Origin of the sequence: Thalassotalea agarivorans (assembly GCF_030295955.1) — a bacterium.
Classification (GTDB): Bacteria; Pseudomonadota; Gammaproteobacteria; order Enterobacterales; family Alteromonadaceae; genus Thalassotalea_D; species Thalassotalea_D agarivorans.
Window position 1 is genome coordinate 808,532 of sequence record NZ_AP027363.1, and the last position, 18,557, is coordinate 827,088.

Sequence of the window (18,557 nt, forward strand, 5' to 3'; positions counted from 1 at the left end):
TTGGGTAGGGCATTTGCGCTAGAATACAAAGATTGCGCGATACTCTTGTGAGACTGTCGCATCAAATAGTCGATATTCAGATAATGCGGAACGTGCGACCTGTTTGTCTTTGTTATCAACAGAGAGCATGCAAAAGTTGTTGCTGCAATGTAGTACGTGCACATCGATAGTGCTGATTTTAAAAGCAAGTTGATTACGCTCATCCTCGATATTTGCTGCCAGAGGCTTTTGCATCAACTCAGGTGATTGGTTGAATTGCTGATTTTGAAGTATTTGCTGTGCAAGCGCTGCATGGGTGCTGCCTTGCTGCGTAAACTTTTTGATCGCTAGTGCTAGTCTGTTTTTTTCTTCCAAAAGCAATTTGTCATTATTAGCAATAGCTTGCTCAGACTCTTGCTCGCTAGATTCGCGAGCCTTATTAATGAAATATGACGTCAACGCGATTACAACAACAATTAGTAGAATGTTTTTCATATTCCACTCCTTACAGTATTGCGTCTAGCGCCTCGCTTAATTTCTTAATACCAATCACTTCCATACCTTTGACGCTGTCTTTAGGCACATTGGTATAAGGCACTATCGCTTTCTTAAAACCATGTTTTGCCGCTTCGTTTATTCGTTCTTGTCCACTTGGTACAGGACGAATTTCACCTGATAAACCTACTTCACCAAATACAACTAAGTCTTGTGGTAATGCGCGATCACGAAAACTCGACACCAGCGCAAGTATTAACGCTAAATCAATACCGGTTTCGGCAACTTTTACACCGCCAACCACATTAACGAAGACATCTTGGTCGTTCATTTGCAGGCCACCATGACGATTAAGTATAGCAAGTAACATAGCAAGTCTATTTTGCTCAGCACCTACAACTACTCTTCGCGGGTTTCCTAACGCGCTGTGATCTACTAACGCTTGTATCTCTACAAGCAATGGCCTTGTCCCTTCCCACACAACCATAACCACAGAACCAGGTGTTTGTTCTTCGCCTCGTGTGAGGAATATTGCTGATGGGTTTTTAACTTCTTTTAACCCCGCTCCCGTCATGCCAAAAACACCCAGCTCATTTACCGCACCAAAACGGTTTTTGTTACCGCGCAGTGTACGAAAACGAGAATCTGTGCTCCCTTCAAGCATTATCGAACAATCGATGCAGTGCTCCAATACTTTAGGACCAGCAAGCGAACCGTCTTTAGTGACATGACCGACAATGATCATGGCAACGTGATGAAGTTTAGCGAATCGCGTTAAAAAGGCTGCTGTCTCTCTTACCTGCGATACACTGCCCGGAGCAGACTGAATATCAGACATATGCATAACTTGAATCGAGTCGATAACCATGATTTTAGGTTGTTCTCGCTCTGCAATATGACAAATATTCTCAACGCTAGTCTCACTTAGCATTTTTAGTTTGTCTGTTTTTAATCCTAAACGGTTGGCTCTCATGGCAACTTGTTGCAGTGATTCTTCACCAGTGACATACAGCGCAGACATGCTATCAGCGAGGGCACACATGGTTTGTAGAAGTAAGGTACTTTTACCCGCACCAGGCTCTCCACCAATGAGTATGGCACTACCCGGCACAATACCGCCGCCAAGCACTCGGTCAAATTCGCTAAAACCAGACGAAAAGCGGGGTAGATCAGTTAAATCAATTTCTTCAAGCGTTTGAACTTTGGCTTCTGTTAATCCGGCAAAACCTGAAAAATTACCACCTCGGCCTACTGGCGCTTTAGGTTGGCGAAATTCCGAAATAGTATTCCACGCTTTGCATTCGGTACATTGCCCTAACCAACGCGAATATTCCGCGCCACAGTCGGTGCACACAAATAAGGATTTAACTTTTGCCATGAGATATTTTGGTTTGAATGGTGTTTGCCAATCTTATATCAAAACGCCTCGTTTTGATAAGAAAATTAGCATAAAAAAGCCAGTCATTGACTGGCTTTAAATTAATAAAAATAAGATTAAAAGTCGTAGCTAACACTTACCACAAAACGCGTATCGTTTTGCTCTGGCACTAAGCCTGTATCGTCAGCTTTTGGATTATCTGTTCTATCTACGTAGTAGGTGAAATTCACGTCTAAGTCATTGACCACTGAAATCTCGATACCTGTTTCTAAGTGGTGCAAATAATTACCAGCTTCTTCACTTACTTTCTTAACGTTGTAATCAAAGAAGTAATCTACGTCAGAAACGATTTCCCAATCGAATGTTGTCGAAAAGGAAACAACGTAAGAATCTTCTTCGTCCTCTTCACCAGCAGCAACTACATCAAATTTGGTGATTTGATAACTTGGACCAAGCGCCATTTCAAGAGTAATGTCCGACGTGTCAACTAACGTATAACCCAACGCAATACCTAATGTGTTTCTTGAATGGATGTTTTGGAATTCATCTGAGAAGTACTCGTAATCCGCTGCTCTAAAGAACAAACGTTGACTAATAAATAAATCAAAGAAAGAATTTACACGGTCACTGTTGACTGTTGTTGTTTCTATACCTGTGGTGACATCAGTCGACTTACTGTGCGAACCTAAATAATTGGTTTGGAAACGAGAAGACGATGAACGTCGCTTAATTTCTGCTGTTGTAGTGATATCTTGTTGCTTGGTGTTACCGTCTTTAATATCTAAACCAAAGCTAATACTACCATCCCAAAGTCCCCATTCGTCATCTGCGGCAGAAGCGATAGAGATTAACATACTGGCATCAACGGCTTGCCCGCCGATTGTTATCTGCCCATCTTTGTATACTAAACGACCCTCTAAAATACGGTCATCGGTTAGGCGAATACTTTGGCTGTCTTTACTATAGAGCTCGGCAACATCACCCCAATCAATCGATAATAGTCCTAAGTTATCACTGTCAAACTCTAAACTATCATCATACAGGGCGACCAAATCACCTTTTAGCCATTCGTTTGACGTGAGCTTTAGCCAATCCCACTCATTATCTACAACAGGTGCAGGTGTTTGATTTTGTGCAAACACGGCGCCACTCAAAACCAGAGAGATAGCAACAAACGTTGCTACGAGAAATTTAGAGAATTTCAACATTGTTACCCCTTTAATGCATTAGCACGAGCGATACAACAATATTCGCCTATAGATGTTTTATATAACTTACGATAATTAATGTAAATTTACAAAAAATAGATATTAATATAACTAAATTTTTACAAATAATTTAACCAAGTATCAATGCGCAACATGATTGCTTGTAGCAGTTCAGGTATCGAGCCTAAGTCATTGGTATAAATAACGGTCGTACCATAGGCCCCAGCGGGTATATTACTTACTTGTTTTTGTAGCGCTTCAGGGATACTGGTTGAATCAAGTTTTAGATAAACAATAAAGGGGGAATGAGCAATAAAGTCGCTTGATAAGCTTTGGTCACTAGTTTGCAGCTTTCCGCCCTGAGTTTGCTGCACTATACCTAACACTTCTCCTTTGATCATCTTGAAGTGACTGCTGACGTGCAGTTGATTTCTAACCCTGCGCTTAATCCAACTGAAAGTAGTGCGTTGATGTATGGCATCAGAATGAGAGGTATTTTGTAGCACGATGAATGTGGTAAGAATCTATTTTCTCTTAATGTTGCTGCTAAGCGCGGCGCCTAGCATTGCTTCTAAAGACGTTATTGGCCCAGATACAAAGACAAGCGATGAATGGCATTATGTTATAGCTTTTCCAATGGTGTGGGCACCTTCAATCGACGGCTCGATTACCAGCGAACTAGAGCGGGTCGATTTGACTGTGCCGTTTGACGACATTTTAGAAAACCTCAACTGGGGCATTATTGGCGAGCTATATGCTCAAAAAGGCCCGTGGCTATACAGTTTGCGGCTTGACTTTATGCGGGTAAAAGGCGAGTCAGTGACAGAAGGGCTTACGGGCCCCATTACAGGGGGTATTATTTCGCCAGGGCATGTCTATGATATTAAACTCGATATGGCAGCCAATGATTTTTTAGCTGGTTATGAAGTGCTACCAGGTTTTCGAGTTTTTACCGGCGTACGTCAAATCTATGCAAAATTAGATGTAGACGTGTCTCCACGCAGTGATGATGGCTTGATTAACATAAGCAAAAACTTAAACATAGCGCACGACAATGATTTTGATTGGCTCGTAGGTATGACCTATAGACATTGGTTTAGCGACAATTGGGGCATGTCAGTGGGTTTTGATACTAAGATTGCTGGCGAAAGTGATCGTGATAACGGCTTTAATGTGACCGCTATGTATCGATTTGGCGAGCTTCATAACATCTGGATTGGTTACCGTTACCTACATATTGGTAATGATGTTAAAAAAGACGATATTGTTGAGCGGACGGACTTTAAACAGCAAGGCCCACAATTGGGGTGGGCCTTTACCTTTTAAAAGCTTACTTTAACCAATGAACTAGCAAGTCTAGCCCGTGAAAGTTAATACTTGCGTCGGCTTGTTGTTGCACAATGGGTTTTGCTTCAAAAGCAACACCAAACTGAGCAGCAGCCATCATTGTTAGATCGTTAGCACCATCACCCATGGCAACAGTTTGCGCATGCGCAATACCATGTTTATTGGCTAAAAAAGCAAGTGAATCGGCTTTTGCCTGCGCATCAACCACATCGCCTAGTACTTTACCCGTTAGTTTGCCATCAACAATCTCAAGTGTATTAGCAAAAGTTTGATCTAAGCCTAACTGCACTTTTAAGTGTTCAGAAAAATAGGTAAAGCCACCCGATGCAATGGCAATTATCCAACCATGCTGCTTTAACTCAGCGATAAGCTGTTCTAGCCCATCCATAAGAGGTAAGTGTTCACATACTTGCGATAGTATTGACTCTGGCGCATCGGCTAATGTCGCAACACGTTGATGTAGGCTTTGGGCAAAGTCTAGCTCACCTTGCATGGCAAGTTCAGTTACTTTAGCAACTTCTTCGCCAACGCCCGCAAGTGCTGCAATTTCGTCGATACATTCAATTTTTATCGTGGTTGAATCCATATCCATCACTAACACACCTGGTTGCGAAAGAGCAGGTACATTTTCCACAATTGCAGCTTCTAGCTGATGCTCTGCAATAATCGCGGTAAGCGTTTGGCGCGCAGTTTTAATATTGTCACAAGCAATCGCAAAGCGAATACTGGTTTTATCTAAAAGGGTATTAATAGCGTTGACTGCAAACAGCGTTATCGCGCACTGCTGTGCAATTTGGTTTAACTGTTGCCAACTTATAGAGGCAAAAACCACAAGCTCAATCGAACTTTCGGCATCTTCACTCGTAAATGGAAACGCAAAGGCATCTTCGTGTTTTAGCAATTGAGTAGCGCAGATAATACCTTGTGCAGAAAGCTCAAAGGGTAGAGGCGCTGTAATGGCATTTAACTGCAATGTTTGTTCAAGGGATTGAGTAGCGAAATCGTTAAAGCTTAACTGCGAACAAAGCACGGACACGGGGTTTCCTTTTAATAAACTATTTAATTCTTGGGTAATTCGCCTTATAGTGTAGCCAGCAAACGCTGCTATAAGTTGAGCATGAATTTTTCAGATAAGCCTTTATACCCTAAACAGTCGCCGATTTATAATAAAATAATGCAATTAGCTATTGCGATTGTGTTGGTTGTTGTCATTTTAGTAACCAGCCTAAATAGCTATCGCAACAACCAAGAGGCGATTACTGAGCATTTCTACGCCATGGGCCAAGCCTTTTTGGCGCAGTCGGCTAATGCCGTATCGCTTTTGAGCGATGGCAAAGACGCTAAAAAGCTCAAAGCCTATCTAGATATTACCGCGCAAAATGAGTTTGTTCGCAGTATTCATTTCTATAGCCATACCGGTGAATTAATGCATCAAAGTGGCGACGCTATTGATATTAAATCCTTATATGGTGTTGGCCCATATGGTGAAGCAGAGCAAGACAAATATGCGCCGTTTGTTATTGAAGTACCAGCAGGTAAAAATCAAGGATATATGCGAATTACGCTCGACAAAGAGCAAATTGAAGCATCGTTAAATGAAGCAAACGCCAAAACAGATCAAACGCAACGTATCTTATTACTGTTAGCTGGCATCGTTGGCTTTTTGCTGACGCGCGGCTCAAGTCGATTCTCTCGCCAAGGTTTTAGAGCCTCTTAATCGCCAAAAATCGCAGAATAATTATCTTCTAAATGCTTTGCCAATAATTCGGGCGACTCTGAGCGCAATTGACATAGCGTTTCAAATACACGTGGAATCATCAGCGGTGAGTTGGGCTCGCCTTGAAAACCATTTAGTGGCATAGCTGGCGCATCAGTCTCCAACACCATGGCATCTAAAGGCAATTTAGATACCGTATTGATGGTCTTTTTAGCTCGCTCATAAGTAATTGTGCCGCCAATTCCGAGTTTAAATCCCATATCCAAATAGGCTTTTGCCTGCTGATAACTGCCTGAAAAGGCGTGAACAATGCCTCCCTTTGATAGTTGGGCTTGTTTTAGCAGAGAGGTTACTTGTTGGTGGCTTTTGCGATGATGCACGATTACGGGCAAATCGTAAGATTTTGCTAACGCTAATTGATGGTTAAATGCCGTTATTTGGGCCGCCATATTATCGTGTTGCTCGGCAATGGTGCCGTCAATTCCACATTCGCCAATCGCGCTAAGGCTCGTATGGTTTTGTTCAACAATAGCGTCTAACTGTTGATAGGTATCGTCATTCACCCCCTTTAAAAACCAAGGGTGCATACCCAGTGCAATATCAATGTTAACCTGACTGCCCAGTTTTTTTACTTGCAGCACTTTTTGCCAGTTTTGCTGGCCAATGGCTGGCACTAAAATGCGCATCACATTCTGCTTTGCGCATTCCGTTAGCAATGTAGTGAGCTGCTCATAAAGTGGCTCAAAATCTAAATGACAGTGACTATCGGTAAATCTCATCAGCCTAACAATAGGGAAGCTTTGTGGTTATCTTACCTGCTTGCGTAAACTCTGCCAATACAGCAATAGACAAGCGATATACCATAAATCTTTGATCAGAAAGTGTCCGCCAGTGGTTAGTATGGTGTCACTAGAAAGGGCGCTAGGCCATGTAAATAGGAAAGTTTGCGTGGTTAAAAACACGCTAGCACTTAGCGCAATAGCTGGAACAACAAGCCTTGGCATCCAAATAGCGATGATAAGTAAGCTCGCTGCAATAAGATCAAACACACCAATTAGGTTTGAAGTGGTTTGTACGTCCCATACTTGATACATCCATGCCATAAGTGGCGATGTATTGATTAGCGGCTCGATACCTTGCGCTTCAAGTAAGGTGAATTTCATACCGCCAATCCAAGCAAATACTAATACGCAAGGGAAGGCTACTATCAATGCGCGTTGTTTCGCTGACCATGTTTTTGGTAAAAAGTAGAGACCAATTGCTAGCAAAGCGAAGTATTTAATCACACCTTGACCACCGCCAATGGCAGGAAATCCGCCTAGGCTATCTATCCACATCTTGCTGCTGAAAAGCGCGATCAATGGGACTGCAGAAATAGCGATTAGGCTGATGGCTGTAATTGGTACAAAATGTTGTTTTTTGATAGAAAAGGCGGCAACTAAACTTAGCGTAAGCAAGGTTAATACCGCGAAGGCATTGTATAGCTCGGCTGGCAATAAAGTATCAAGGTGGTAAAACGCAGTCACTACATTAATGTGATTGTGTGCGCCCATTAGCGCCATACTCAGTGCGAGTAAACCACAGGATAAAGTAATGAGAAGGAGCGCGAGTTTTTCAGTATTTTTCATAATAAACGTAGGTTGATAACTTTCTTTCGCCATCAGACCTAGCAAAATGAAGTTTGCTTTCATTTACTAACAAATTATTAGAATTGAGCTACAGTTAAAAAGCTAGCAGGAAGCTAGTGGGATATTAACTCAGAAAGGAAGCAATTTATGGACAATCATATCAAAGTCATTCAAACCCTTGCTAAAGGGGTAGACCCTACAACCGGTGAAGTCTTTCCACAAGATTCGCCATACAATAATCCTAATGTTATTCGCGCCTTGTTTTATGCATCGCAACAATTGGTGCAACCGCGAAACAGTAAACAAACGGTTGAGCAAAAACAGCAACAAAATGCCGCAAAAGGTTTACCTAAAAACGCAGGTGTACGTTGGACAGATAGCGACAGGCAACATGTTGCTGACGGCTTTCGAGCGGGACAAGACGTTGACCAACTAGCGCACTCGTTTCAGCGCACACCCAACGGTATAAAAGCTGAATTGATTCGTCAGAAACTGATGGTGTAAATACAAAAAAGCCAGTTGCTATGCAACTGGCTTTTACATTAAATGCTACGGGCTACGGGCTACGGGCTACGGGCTTTGTGCTTCGAGCCGCGCGTTGGTATGACTCCACGTTCCTTGTTCCCTTAAGCAACGCGACCCCTTAATTCAGACCCCATTAGCGAAGCGAACATGCGCCATTCAGAGATCCCGTATCACAGGTTTTCAGTTCCAGACAAAACCTAAGTACCTATATCCTTGTAGGCATGTACGGGATAACGCAGTTTTTTCTCGTACCTCGTCCCTAGCAGCATTGCTGCGAGTCCCTCGTACCTATATACTAGGTTCTACATTCGCTCCATAACGTCAATACCAAGAATATCTAGACCTTGCTTTAAGGTGCGAGATACGGCAGCACATAATGCTAAACGTGAACGCTTCACATGTTCTTCAATACCGTCTTTTAAGATTGGGCATGCTTCGTAAAAGCTCATGTATTGGCTCGCTAATTCATATAAATAGCTACATAGCAGGTTTGGTGTACAATCTGTTAGCATAGCGTCAATAGTGTCTTCAAGCTGCATAAGCTTCATGGCAAGCGCTTTTTCTTGCGGCGCTTCAATGCTAATGTCGCCTAAATCACTTGCTGATACGCCAGCTTTTGTAAAAATACTTTGGATACGCGAATACGCATATTGTAAGTAAGGCGCTGTATCACCTTCAAAGCTCAACATGGTTTTCCAATTAAAGATGTAGTCGCTGGTTCTGTTTTTAGACAAGTCTGCAAACTTAACCGCGCCGATACCCACTTTTTCAGCGATTTCAGTAAGTTTTTCTTCGCTGTAGTCAGGGTTCTTTTCTTTAATTAATGCTTTTGCACGCACAACAGCTTCTTCAAGTAATTCGGCTAACTTAATTGTACCACCGGTACGTGTTTTAAACGGTTTGCCATCGTCGCCCATCATCATGCCAAACGGACAGTGTTGGTATACGACATTGTCTGGCAAGAAACCTGCTTTGCGCGCAACAATCTCAACTTGTTGGAAGTGCAACGACTGGCGTGCGTCAGTAAAGATAACAATGCGATCTGCGTCAAGCTCACCACTTCTGTAGCGACATGCCGATAAATCGGTCGTTGCGTAGAGGTAGCCACCACCTGATTTTTGTACGATAAATACTGAAGGTTCGCCATTTTTATTCGCCATCTCTTGGATAAAGACAACTTTAGCGCCTTGGTCTTCTACTGCGATGTTTTTGGCCATTAGCTCATCGATAACTTTGGGTAAGTCGTCGTTATAAGCACTTTCACCGTATATGTCTTCGCGTTTTAAGGTAACGTTAAGCTTTTCGTATATTTCTTCACTGTGCTTAATTGAAATATCAATGAACTGCTGCCACAAGGTCATACATTGCTCATCGCCGCCTTGTAGTTTAACCACGTATTCACGTGCTCTATCAGCAAAGCCTTCCTCTTCGTCAAAGCGAACTTTTGCTTCACGATAGAAATGCTCTAAATCGGCAAGGGCGGTTTCTGCAACTTCGTTAGCTGCTAGCTTGTCACTTAGGTGTGCCAGCAACATACCAAACTGCGTACCCCAATCACCCATGTGATTTTGGCGAATCACTTTATCGCCTTTAAACTCGAGAGCGCGAACAACAGCGTCACCAATAATGGTTGAACGTAGGTGACCGACATGCATTTCTTTTGCTAGGTTTGGCGCAGAATAGTCAACAACAACCGTTTGTGCAGTTTCGCGTTGGCTCACACCTAAATGGGGGTCTTTGGCAGTGCTTGATAATTGCTCGCCAATCCATTGATTAGACAAGTGAATGTTTATAAAACCTGGGCCTGCTAATTCAATCTTTTCAGCGATACCATCAAGCTCTAAATGCCCTAGCACTTTTGTTGCTAGCTCACGAGGGTTGGTTTTTAACTTTTTCGCTGCGCCCATAACGCCGTTGGCTTGATAATCACCAAATTGTGGTTTGGTTGAAATACTGACCGCGGGGTTAGTATCTTCTGGTAAGCCAGCTGCTACCATTGCAGCTAATACTTTTTCACTTAACAGTTGTTTAATGTTCATTATTCAATTCACTTGTGTGAGCTAATCACTACTTCAAAAACTATATGTTTATTCAACGGCAAAGGCTAATGTTCGCGCGTTTTGTGGAATTCAATCTCTGGATATCTTTCCATTGCTAAATTTAAGTTCACCATGGTTGGCGCAACGTAAGTAAGGTTGTCACCACCGTCCAATGCTAGGTTGGCTTCGGCTTTACGCTTAAAGGTATCAAAGGCTTTTTCGTCATCACTTGATACCCAAAGTGCTGTTGCTACGCTAATTGGTTCATAAATAGCGTCAACGTTGTATTCTGTTTTTAAACGGTGAACAACAACTTCAAACTGCAACACACCAACGGCGCCAACGATTAAATCGTTAGAAGTTAACGGACGAAATACTTGTACCGCACCTTCTTCTGAAAGCTGAATTAAGCCTTTTTGCAGTTGCTTCGCTTTTAACGGATCTTTTAAACGGATACGACGGAACATTTCTGGCGCGAAATTAGGGATACCACTAAATTTCATCATTTCACCTGCGGTGAAGGTGTCGCCAATTTGAATACTACCGTGGTTATGTAAACCTATGATGTCACCTGCATAAGCCGTTTCCACATTTGAGCGGTCCCCGGCCATGAAGGTTACTGCGTCGGCAATTTTTACATCCTTGCCTAAACGCACTTGTTTCATTTTCATGCCTTTTTCATATTTGCCCGAGCAAATACGCATGAAAGCAATACGGTCGCGATGTTTAGGGTCCATGTTAGCTTGGATTTTAAACACGAAACCTGAGAATTTTTCTTCTTCGGCAGCAACGTCACGAACGTCAGTTTTACGTGGCTGTGGCGCTGGCGCCCACTCGGTAAGGCCATCTAACATATGATCTACACCAAAGTTACCTAATGCCGTACCAAAATACACCGGCGTTAATTCACCGGCTAAAAACTCTTCATGATTAAACTCATGCGATGCACCTTGAACAAGCTCAAGTTCTTCACGCAAGTCATCTGCGTGACTACCAATAGCTTCGTCTAACTCAGGGTTGTCTAACCCTTTTATCACGCGTTTTTCTTGAATGGTGTGACCTTGACCCGTTTGATACAAAATCGTCTCGTCAGTTAAAATGTTATATACACCTTTGAACAGTTTACCCATACCAATTGGCCAGGTAATCGGTGAACATTTTATCTTAAGGATGTCTTCTACTTCGTCCATGACTTCAATCGGGTCACGCACGTCACGGTCCATTTTGTTCATAAACGTAATAATGGGGGTATCGCGCAGGCGAGTTACTTCCATTAGTTTGATTGTTCTATCCTCAACACCTTTTGCGGTGTCGATTACCATCAAACAAGAATCTACCGCAGTTAATGTACGGTAGGTGTCTTCAGAAAAGTCTTCGTGACCTGGGGTGTCGAGCAAGTTAACTAGGCAATCGTCATACGGAAATTGCATAACCGAGGTGGTGATAGAAATACCACGATCTTTTTCCATTTCCATCCAGTCAGATTTTGCGTGCTGACCAGACTTTTTACCTTTAACTGTACCGGCCTTCTGCAACGCTTGACCGAACAACAAAACCTTTTCAGTGATCGTTGTTTTACCAGCATCTGGATGCGATATGATCGCAAACGTACGGCGCTTATTGACTTCTTGCTGTTGAACAGACATTGAGCTTCCTGAATAACAAAAACGGGTGAAAAATAAAAACGCGGTATTATAGCGAAAATATAGCGCTAAAACATGCCTTTTCATGTGGCAGGATAAAAATAATTGTAATTCATTTAACCCTTTTATGCGGCGCCGTTCGTGTTTAATATAAATTCATTAGATAAACGTTAATTTTTAAGGAGTTGTAATGACAAAAGGGTTAACTGTACTTTTACTGATCTTTAGTGTGTTTTCGCGCGCAGAGCAAATGCCAGACTTTCCATTTTTAACAGTGTCGGCGTCTGCTGAAAAGGCGGTAGCACCTGATTTGGTTCACGTGTCGTTTTCAATTGTTGCGGTTGAAAAAGATCCAGTAAAAGCGACAGATATTGTCTATGGCACAGGTAACGAGCTAATGGCCTTTTTCAAAGATTTAGGCATTAGCAAAGATGACATTGAAGCGCACAGTATTACAAAAAATGTGATCAGAAAGCGCAATAAAGATTATCAGCCGGTTCAAATTGAGGCTTATGAAGTTGAACAAGCGGTAAAAGTTACATTACGTAAACTAGATAACTTTCAATCGCTTAGCGATAAATTGTTAACGACCAAGCATATTGACGATGTTGATAATCGATTTGATGTGTCAAATCGCAGCGCAATAGAGCAGCAACTGGTGCGAGATGCTGGCAATCAAGCCAAGCAAAAAGCAAAAAATCTTGCTAGCGGTGTTGGCGTAAAACTAGGGAAAGTGTATGCAGTGAGCCAAGAGCGTGCATTTGGTTCTTATGCAAAGTTTAAGTTCGCCAATCAATCTTATGAGGCGATAGCAGTATCGGGCAAAAGAAGGCAAATTGACGGATTATTTATCCCAAAAGAAATTAAGCTATCGCAAAGTATCAATGTGATCTATCAAATCAAACCGTAAATGAGGTGATTGCGTAAAACGTCGGCCTTAAGCCTATTTTGGCCGACTATGCGCTGTTCATATACTTTGCGCTTGCTTGATTTAAGTTGGGCTGTTTAGATAGTTACAGTTATCTTTTTAGCTAGCGACATCGCCAGATTGTTGTCGTAATACGCCGCTTCATTAATAAAATGAGGGTAGGCTTCATAATCTCCTTGATACGCTATCTCGCCGCCGTCAAACAAGGTAAATATAGGGTCACCTTTAACCAGCGGTTTAAAATCATTGTCCTGCACTTGTTTGTGCACCATGCCGATGCGTTCACCTAAATCGTCCTGTGGCAGACTTAAAGTTTCTTCATACTTAAACGCTTCGTAACTGCTAGGCAAGTCTGGTAATTTACCTTTGTTGTATAGTTCAACAAAGTCGAGCAGGGTATGGGTCATAGTTTCCATCCAATCTAGCACGTCTTGACGGATAACAGACTGTGGCTGAGGCCCAATTTCTACAATAACGCCCTGTGGCGCAATAGACGAAAGAAAATAGTGTTCGTCCATAGACACTTGATCTTCAAACACGACCACAGCATGTGGCATTTTAGCAAGGACATATGCTCCCATTTTTTTATTAAAATCGTCTGATTTTAATAGGATCAGACTTGGGCCCATATTGCTGGTGGTATTGTGTAGGTCGATAATAAAGTCAGTACGCGAGTCACCTTTAGGACCAAGCTGTGCGTTGATTTCTTTTGCACGTGCTTGTTCAACATTAGACAACGTATCGTCGCTTAGTGATTGGTAAGTGAACTGACGATTTAGGTCGCAATCGACATAGCGCTTGTTTGCTTCAAAAGCCGCTGGGTTGGCAAATACCATTTCAACATTGAGTCCAGGGCGCTGCAATACAGATGGCGCTTTGTGCCATTTTTTCAGTAAGTAAATACCGCTGTATTCGTTGCCGTGAGTACCGCCAACTATGGCGATTTGCTTTATTGATTCCATGAATAGATGCGTCTGTTTGAAAGCGAAAGCAATATCTTAGTCTAGTTAAAGCCTTAAATTAAAGAAAAAACTGTACTTGCTTATGCTTTACATACGTTTTGCTAGAGCACGGGAATTAGCGCTTCTAATGTTTCCGCCCATTGGCCAGTGGTGGCCTTAATTGATATTAGCGCTTTTAAAAGCGCTATTTATCGAATACCGCGACCACTTGTCGACTGATAGCAATTAAGCGACCACTAGCATCCCAGATATCACTTTCCATATGGCAGTATCCATCAGCAGCTTGGCGAGGAGTTGAAGTGTAAGCTAACCAATCAGTAGGTTTGATTGGTGCGTGCGGGTGCAAAAATTCAATGTTCCAATTCATGGTACTTGCGGGAGCCGGCCAGCGTAGCGTTTGCAGCACAGTACAAGGGAAACCGTCGATAAGCGCAATCAAATGACCATCTTCAATTTTTTCAGGTGCTTTTTTAAAACGAATCCACCCTTTAGTGTCTGATGTTTTACTACCCGAAAACGGCATACCACCTTCAACCAAGTCTAGATCTAGGTGAGCAATAAACTTAGGCACGATACCCGGAATAGGAGGAATAAATTTACCTTTGGTCGGAGCCGGTAAATTATGTGGCTCTTTATTGTCTACAAGGATTTTAGACTCCCTGTCTAGCGCAAATACCGCTTGCGCCATAACGGCTGTCTTGCCGTCTTGTGTTAGCTTGGCCATCACTTGAGTAACATTTTTACCTTCGCGCAATACTTCAACTTCCAACGTTGATGGCTTTTCGACTAATAGTGGACCAATAAAATTTACATTAAGTGAACGCATATGTTTTGGTGACCTGAGTTTACTTTGCATCGCTACATACAATAATGAAGCAGACATACCACCATAGACTGTGCGTCCCTGAGACCATGCCTTGGGGATAGTAATAACACCCGAATCACTTTCTTGAACCGCCGCAACGGCTTGCTCAAACATTGCATCAATTTGCATTTTTTTATCCTTTTGTTAACTGGTACGAGCAGTTGTGAAGGTCAACTATATCAGGATTTAATTTAAATTTGTATGAAGTTTAGTATAGGAATTCACTGTTTTATTTAACCATTTGGTTGAGTATATGAAGATCTCAACTAATATTAAACCAAGTGGTTAAGTATTAAGGCTAATATGACTCATCCATTAGACAAGGTGTATCTAGCGCTTTCAGATGAAACGCGGCGCAATATTCTGACCCAGCTGTGCAAAGGTAGGTCGACAATTTCTGCGTTGGCCGCACCATACAATATGTCGCTTGCCGCGGTGTCAAAGCATGTAAAAAAACTAGAGCAGGCTGGTTTGGTTTATCGACAGGTTGAAGGCAGAACGCATTTTATTTACCTGCAAGCCGAAGCTTTAGCTGGCGCCTATGATTGGGTATCTGCATATCAGTGCTTTTGGCAACAACGTTTAGATTTATTAGCCAGTGAACTAACGCAAAAAGAGGACTAGATTATGTTTGAGCTAAAACAATCAATCACAATTGATGCACCTATCGAAAAAGTGTTTAACGCGTTTACTTCAGCCGAAGCATTAAAACAGTGGTTCGCACCGGGCGACGCATTTGTAGCAGAAGCTTCTTGCGATTTTGTCGTTGGCGGCCAGTATCGCATTGTTATGCGCGGCAAAGAAACGGGCGAAGACTATATCGTGGCTGGGCATTATCAAGTCATAGAGGAAAATTCACGTATCATTTTTACATGGAAATGGGACTTTAGCCCAAGAACGACACTGGTCGAATTTACCTTTGAAGCTGTTTCTTCAAATCAAACAACCTTGTTTTTGCATCATGCTGGTTTTGCTGAGTTGGAGTATCAACAAAAACATGGTGAAGGGTGGCAAGGTTGTTTAGAAAGCTTGGCAAATACATTATTAACCCAAAAAGCTTAATAGCTCGTCAAATCTCCTAAATCTCGTCTACAGTTAACTCATGAAAATGTAGTTTAATAACAACATTAGTGAAAAAATTAGTGCAAAAACTCAAGAAAATTTGCATTTTTGATGAAAAATAGATAAAAAATAACTACAAAAAGTGAATTTTTAGTTACTTTTGTGGTGTGTTAAATGTTCATTTTGTGCTTGTTTAAGTCTTATTTTTGAGAGATATCATGCTAGAAACAATTTCAAAGAATGTCCGCCTTTTGGGTGAAGAGCTAGGAAAAACAATAGCTAGAGACAAAGGTGGTGTTTGGTTAGAGAACATCGAAGCGGTACGCATGTTAGGGAAAGACGTGATAAGTGGCGACGAAGTCGCTGTAAGAAAATTACAACAAATCTTTGCTGATAGTTCAGAAGAAGAGCTGATGATATATGCGCGCGCTTTCAGCCAGTTTCTTAATTTAGCCAATATTGCAGAGCAGCAATTTACTACAAGTGAGATGGGACTAGAGCAACTAGATTTACCGCATCCTTTAACCACATTAAAAGAAAAATTTGTTGGTGTTGCTCCTGAAAAGATCAAAGCAGCAATCGAAAGCCTGCATATTGAGCTGGTACTAACTGCCCACCCAACGGAAGTTAATCGTAGAACGTTTATCCACAAATATCATCAATTGGCCGATGAGCTGGTTAACTGTGATGAGGAATTAACGCCGCGTACGCAGGAAATTGTTGAGCAAGCATGGCATACCAATGAAATTCGAAACCAGCGTCCAACACCTTTAGATGAATCTAAGTGGGGATTAGATGCGGTCGCTGACAGCTTGTGGTTTGCCATTCCTCAGGTTATGCGTGAGCTTGATGAACTTGTTGTTTCGCTTACAGGCGAGTCTATGGACGATGATGTTACGCCTATCACTGTAGCGAGCTGGATGGCAGGTGATAGGGACGGTAATCCATTTGTCACGGCAAAGCTTACTGAAAAAGCGATTATGCAGGCCCGCTTAAAGGCAGCTGAGCTTTATTTAGAAGATTTTAAAACCTTGTACCTAGAGCTTTCTATGCACAAGGCAAGTGCAGCGTTGCAGCAACAAGATGTGGCAGATATTGGTCCATATCGTCATATTTTAAAGCAGGTTATCGCCGAGCTGAAAAATACTATCAACCTACTTCAGGAAGGTGAAACAAAAGGGGCAATTGATCATTCGTCGCAATTATTAGCGCCGCTTGTTAGCTGTCGTGAAAGCCTATTAGAAGTTGGCCTGGATAGAGTGGCTAACTCGTTCTTGCTTGATGTTATTCGTAAAGTTAAGTGTTTTGGTATATCGCTAATCAAGCTAGATATTAGACAACACAGTGAGCGCCATGAAGGTGCCATTGCAGAAATTGTCAACGCAATAGATTGTGGCGATTATTTGGCATGGGATGAAGAAAAACGCGTTGCGTTCTTGCGTAGTGAATTAGCTAACAACAGACCTCTACTGCCAAGAGCTGATTGGTCGGCAGATACGCAAGAAGTTTTAGACACGTACTTCATGATGGCATCTCAGCCGGCTGAAGTGTTCGGTATTTATATTATTTCCATGGCGAGTAAAGTCAGCGATGTATTGGCTGTGAATCTACTAATGAAGGCAACTCATCTATCCTGGGAAATGCCTATCGCGCCACTGTTTGAAACGTTAGATGATTTAAATAATGCACCTGAGGTAATGCAAGCATTGCTTCAATTGCCAGATTATATTGAGCGCTGTAAGAGCAAACACTATGTGATGATTGGTTATAGCGATTCATCAAAAGATGCAGGTGTTTTAGCCGCTACGTGGGGGCAGTATCGTGCGCAAGAAGCGTTAGCTAAAGTATTTAAAGATGCTGATGTTGAACTTAAATTGTTCCATGGCCGTGGCGGTACAATTGGTCGTGGTGGCGGTCCAGCGCATGCTGCAATCGCATCGCAACCACCAGGTACTTTGGCTGGGGGGCTTAGGGTAACGGAACAAGGTGAAACCATTCGCTATAAATTTGGTTTGCCAAACCTTGCGGTGCGCAGTTTGCATTTGTATGCGAGTGCGATCTTAGAAAGTTTAGTAACACCACCGCCTGCGCCTAAAGATTCATGGCGTGAGCTGATGGATAGAATGGCTGACTATAGCTGTGATGTATATCGCAGTTATATTCGTGACAAACAAGACTTCGTGCGTTATTTCAGACAAGCAACACCTGAACAAGAGCTCGGCTCATTACCATTAGGCTCTCGTCCGAGTAAACGTGTACCTAATGGTGGTATTGATTCGTTGCGTGCAATCCCCTGGATTTTTGCTTGGAGTCAAAATAGACTTGTTGTGCCGAGTTGGCTTGGTTTAGGCCAATCTATCGAACATTTTTATCAGCAAGAAAGTGCGCTGATCAAGGAAATGTACAACCAATGGCCTTACTTCCGCTCTCGTATGTCGTTAACTGAAATGGTGTATTTGAAATCTGATACGCAAATTTCAAATTTGTATGACGAAACCTTGGTTGAGCCAGCATTGAAACCTATTGGAGACGGTTTGCGTGACCAAGTGGTAAAGGATGAAAAAACCTTGTTGGAAGTATTGGCGCAATCTCACACGTTAGAAAAAGATCCGTGGAATCTTACGTCGTTTGAATTAAGGCAGCCATACTTAATGCCGCTGCACTTGATGCAAATAGAGACATTAAAGCGTTTACGTGAAACAAACGAAGACAATTGTTGCCAAGAAGTATTGATGGTAACCATGGCAGGCATAGCCACTGGCCTTCGAAACACAGGTTAAC

At 42.3% G+C, this 18,557-nt stretch carries 18 protein-coding genes; 7 read left to right on the forward strand and 11 right to left on the reverse strand.

Annotation, left to right across the window (positions count from 1 at the left end):
• Positions 1-18: 18 nt before the first annotated feature.
• The 4 genes from QUD85_RS03740 to QUD85_RS03755 all read right to left on the reverse strand — a co-directional run bounded on the left by QUD85_RS03740 (position 19) and on the right by QUD85_RS03755 (position 3,461).
• On the reverse strand, positions 19-474 hold the full coding sequence (locus tag QUD85_RS03740) for a hypothetical protein (protein ID WP_093327783.1): 456 nt from the start codon (positions 472-474) through the stop codon (positions 19-21).
• 10 nt (positions 475-484) lie between these two features.
• Positions 485-1,852 carry a DNA repair protein RadA gene (radA, locus tag QUD85_RS03745; RefSeq protein WP_093327781.1) on the reverse strand — a complete coding sequence of 456 codons (1,368 nt, stop codon included), beginning with the start codon at positions 1,850-1,852 and terminating at the stop codon, positions 485-487.
• A gap of 116 nt (positions 1,853-1,968) precedes the next feature.
• Positions 1,969-3,060: a DUF481 domain-containing protein gene (locus QUD85_RS03750; RefSeq protein WP_093327780.1), complete on the reverse strand. Its 1,092-nt coding sequence runs from the start codon at positions 3,058-3,060 to the stop codon at positions 1,969-1,971.
• A gap of 119 nt (positions 3,061-3,179) precedes the next feature.
• Positions 3,180-3,461 carry a hypothetical protein gene (locus tag QUD85_RS03755; RefSeq protein ID WP_093327778.1) on the reverse strand — a complete coding sequence of 94 codons (282 nt, stop codon included), beginning with the start codon at positions 3,459-3,461 and terminating at the stop codon, positions 3,180-3,182.
• Between the two features lie 106 nt (positions 3,462-3,567).
• Between QUD85_RS03755 and QUD85_RS03760 the strand changes: the two genes are divergently transcribed.
• Positions 3,568-4,386 (forward strand): hypothetical protein, encoded by an 819-nt coding sequence (locus tag QUD85_RS03760; RefSeq protein WP_093327777.1) that lies wholly within the window; start codon positions 3,568-3,570, stop codon positions 4,384-4,386.
• A 4-nt stretch (positions 4,387-4,390) separates the two neighbouring features.
• Here QUD85_RS03760 and serB read toward each other — a convergent pair whose 3' ends face one another.
• Entirely contained in the window at positions 4,391-5,443 is a 1,053-nt protein-coding gene (serB, locus tag QUD85_RS03765) for a phosphoserine phosphatase SerB (RefSeq protein ID WP_093327775.1), read from the reverse strand.
• Positions 5,444-5,524: 81 nt separating this feature from the next.
• Here serB and QUD85_RS03770 point away from each other — a divergent pair, with 81 nt between their 5' ends.
• On the forward strand, positions 5,525-6,124 hold the full coding sequence (locus QUD85_RS03770; protein ID WP_093327774.1) for an AhpA/YtjB family protein: 600 nt from the start codon (positions 5,525-5,527) through the stop codon (positions 6,122-6,124).
• Here QUD85_RS03770 and QUD85_RS03775 read toward each other — a convergent pair.
• Together QUD85_RS03775 and QUD85_RS03780 are read right to left on the reverse strand one after the other, a co-directional pair.
• Complete coding sequence (locus QUD85_RS03775; protein ID WP_093327772.1) at positions 6,121-6,903, reverse strand: TatD family hydrolase; 783 nt, start codon at positions 6,901-6,903, stop codon at positions 6,121-6,123. The genes QUD85_RS03770 and QUD85_RS03775 overlap by 4 nt on opposite strands.
• Positions 6,904-6,930: 27 nt before the next feature.
• Positions 6,931-7,815 carry a DUF417 family protein gene (locus QUD85_RS03780; RefSeq protein ID WP_245732052.1) on the reverse strand — a complete coding sequence of 295 codons (885 nt, stop codon included), beginning with the start codon at positions 7,813-7,815 and terminating at the stop codon, positions 6,931-6,933.
• Between the two features lie 84 nt (positions 7,816-7,899).
• Between QUD85_RS03780 and QUD85_RS03785 the strand changes: the two genes are divergently transcribed.
• Complete coding sequence (locus tag QUD85_RS03785; protein ID WP_093327771.1) at positions 7,900-8,256, forward strand: hypothetical protein; 357 nt, start codon at positions 7,900-7,902, stop codon at positions 8,254-8,256.
• A gap of 323 nt (positions 8,257-8,579) precedes the next feature.
• Here QUD85_RS03785 and argS read toward each other — a convergent pair whose 3' ends face one another.
• The gene (gene argS, locus QUD85_RS03790; protein ID WP_093327769.1) at positions 8,580-10,316 is read right to left on the reverse strand and encodes an arginine--tRNA ligase; all 1,737 of its coding nucleotides are present in this window, start codon (positions 10,314-10,316) and stop codon (positions 8,580-8,582) included.
• Between the two features lie 65 nt (positions 10,317-10,381).
• On the reverse strand, positions 10,382-11,962 hold the full coding sequence (prfC, locus tag QUD85_RS03795; RefSeq protein WP_093327768.1) for a peptide chain release factor 3: 1,581 nt from the start codon (positions 11,960-11,962) through the stop codon (positions 10,382-10,384).
• A 187-nt stretch (positions 11,963-12,149) separates the two neighbouring features.
• Here prfC and QUD85_RS03800 point away from each other — a divergent pair, with 187 nt between their 5' ends.
• A complete protein-coding gene (locus QUD85_RS03800) occupies positions 12,150-12,869 on the forward strand; it encodes an SIMPL domain-containing protein (RefSeq protein WP_093327766.1) in 720 nt (239 codons plus the stop codon).
• A gap of 95 nt (positions 12,870-12,964) precedes the next feature.
• On the opposite strand, the gene QUD85_RS03805 is transcribed toward QUD85_RS03800, so the two are convergent.
• Positions 12,965-13,849: an aspartoacylase gene (locus QUD85_RS03805; RefSeq protein ID WP_093327765.1), complete on the reverse strand. Its 885-nt coding sequence runs from the start codon at positions 13,847-13,849 to the stop codon at positions 12,965-12,967.
• A 184-nt stretch (positions 13,850-14,033) separates the two neighbouring features.
• The gene (locus QUD85_RS03810; protein ID WP_093327763.1) at positions 14,034-14,843 is read right to left on the reverse strand and encodes a thioesterase family protein; all 810 of its coding nucleotides are present in this window, start codon (positions 14,841-14,843) and stop codon (positions 14,034-14,036) included.
• A gap of 174 nt (positions 14,844-15,017) precedes the next feature.
• Here QUD85_RS03810 and QUD85_RS03815 point away from each other — a divergent pair, with 174 nt between their 5' ends.
• The 3 genes from QUD85_RS03815 (at position 15,018) to ppc (ending at position 18,556) form a co-directional block, all read left to right on the forward strand.
• On the forward strand, positions 15,018-15,338 hold the full coding sequence (locus QUD85_RS03815; RefSeq protein WP_093327762.1) for an ArsR/SmtB family transcription factor: 321 nt from the start codon (positions 15,018-15,020) through the stop codon (positions 15,336-15,338).
• A 3-nt stretch (positions 15,339-15,341) separates the two neighbouring features.
• Positions 15,342-15,776, forward strand: a complete 435-nt coding sequence (locus QUD85_RS03820; RefSeq protein ID WP_093327760.1) for an SRPBCC family protein — start codon at positions 15,342-15,344, stop codon at positions 15,774-15,776.
• A gap of 218 nt (positions 15,777-15,994) precedes the next feature.
• Positions 15,995-18,556, forward strand: coding sequence for a phosphoenolpyruvate carboxylase (gene ppc / locus QUD85_RS03825; protein ID WP_093327759.1), 2,562 nt, complete (start codon positions 15,995-15,997; stop codon positions 18,554-18,556).
• The last annotated feature ends 1 nt before the right edge of the window (position 18,557 follow it).

What these genes read in the sequence shown, in the direction of transcription:
- radA (WP_093327781.1), bottom strand. Translation starts at nt 1,852, where the DNA reads ATGGCAAAAGTTAAATCCTTATTTGTGTGCACCGACTGTGGCGCGGAA.
- prfC (WP_093327768.1), bottom strand. Translation starts at nt 11,962, where the DNA reads ATGTCTGTTCAACAGCAAGAAGTCAATAAGCGCCGTACGTTTGCGATC.
- QUD85_RS03775 (WP_093327772.1), bottom strand. Translation starts at nt 6,903, where the DNA reads ATGAGATTTACCGATAGTCACTGTCATTTAGATTTTGAGCCACTTTAT.
- QUD85_RS03770 (WP_093327774.1), top strand. Translation starts at nt 5,525, where the DNA reads ATGAATTTTTCAGATAAGCCTTTATACCCTAAACAGTCGCCGATTTAT.
- QUD85_RS03800 (WP_093327766.1), top strand. Translation starts at nt 12,150, where the DNA reads ATGACAAAAGGGTTAACTGTACTTTTACTGATCTTTAGTGTGTTTTCG.
- QUD85_RS03760 (WP_093327777.1), top strand. Translation starts at nt 3,568, where the DNA reads ATGAATGTGGTAAGAATCTATTTTCTCTTAATGTTGCTGCTAAGCGCG.
- QUD85_RS03805 (WP_093327765.1), bottom strand. Translation starts at nt 13,849, where the DNA reads ATGGAATCAATAAAGCAAATCGCCATAGTTGGCGGTACTCACGGCAAC.
- QUD85_RS03820 (WP_093327760.1), top strand. Translation starts at nt 15,342, where the DNA reads ATGTTTGAGCTAAAACAATCAATCACAATTGATGCACCTATCGAAAAA.
- QUD85_RS03750 (WP_093327780.1), bottom strand. Translation starts at nt 3,060, where the DNA reads ATGTTGAAATTCTCTAAATTTCTCGTAGCAACGTTTGTTGCTATCTCT.
- argS (WP_093327769.1), bottom strand. Translation starts at nt 10,316, where the DNA reads ATGAACATTAAACAACTGTTAAGTGAAAAAGTATTAGCTGCAATGGTA.
- QUD85_RS03755 (WP_093327778.1), bottom strand. Translation starts at nt 3,461, where the DNA reads ATGATCAAAGGAGAAGTGTTAGGTATAGTGCAGCAAACTCAGGGCGGA.
- QUD85_RS03810 (WP_093327763.1), bottom strand. Translation starts at nt 14,843, where the DNA reads ATGCAAATTGATGCAATGTTTGAGCAAGCCGTTGCGGCGGTTCAAGAA.
- QUD85_RS03815 (WP_093327762.1), top strand. Translation starts at nt 15,018, where the DNA reads ATGACTCATCCATTAGACAAGGTGTATCTAGCGCTTTCAGATGAAACG.
- QUD85_RS03740 (WP_093327783.1), bottom strand. Translation starts at nt 474, where the DNA reads ATGAAAAACATTCTACTAATTGTTGTTGTAATCGCGTTGACGTCATAT.
- QUD85_RS03780 (WP_245732052.1), bottom strand. Translation starts at nt 7,815, where the DNA reads ATGAAAGCAAACTTCATTTTGCTAGGTCTGATGGCGAAAGAAAGTTAT.
- QUD85_RS03785 (WP_093327771.1), top strand. Translation starts at nt 7,900, where the DNA reads ATGGACAATCATATCAAAGTCATTCAAACCCTTGCTAAAGGGGTAGAC.
- ppc (WP_093327759.1), top strand. Translation starts at nt 15,995, where the DNA reads ATGCTAGAAACAATTTCAAAGAATGTCCGCCTTTTGGGTGAAGAGCTA.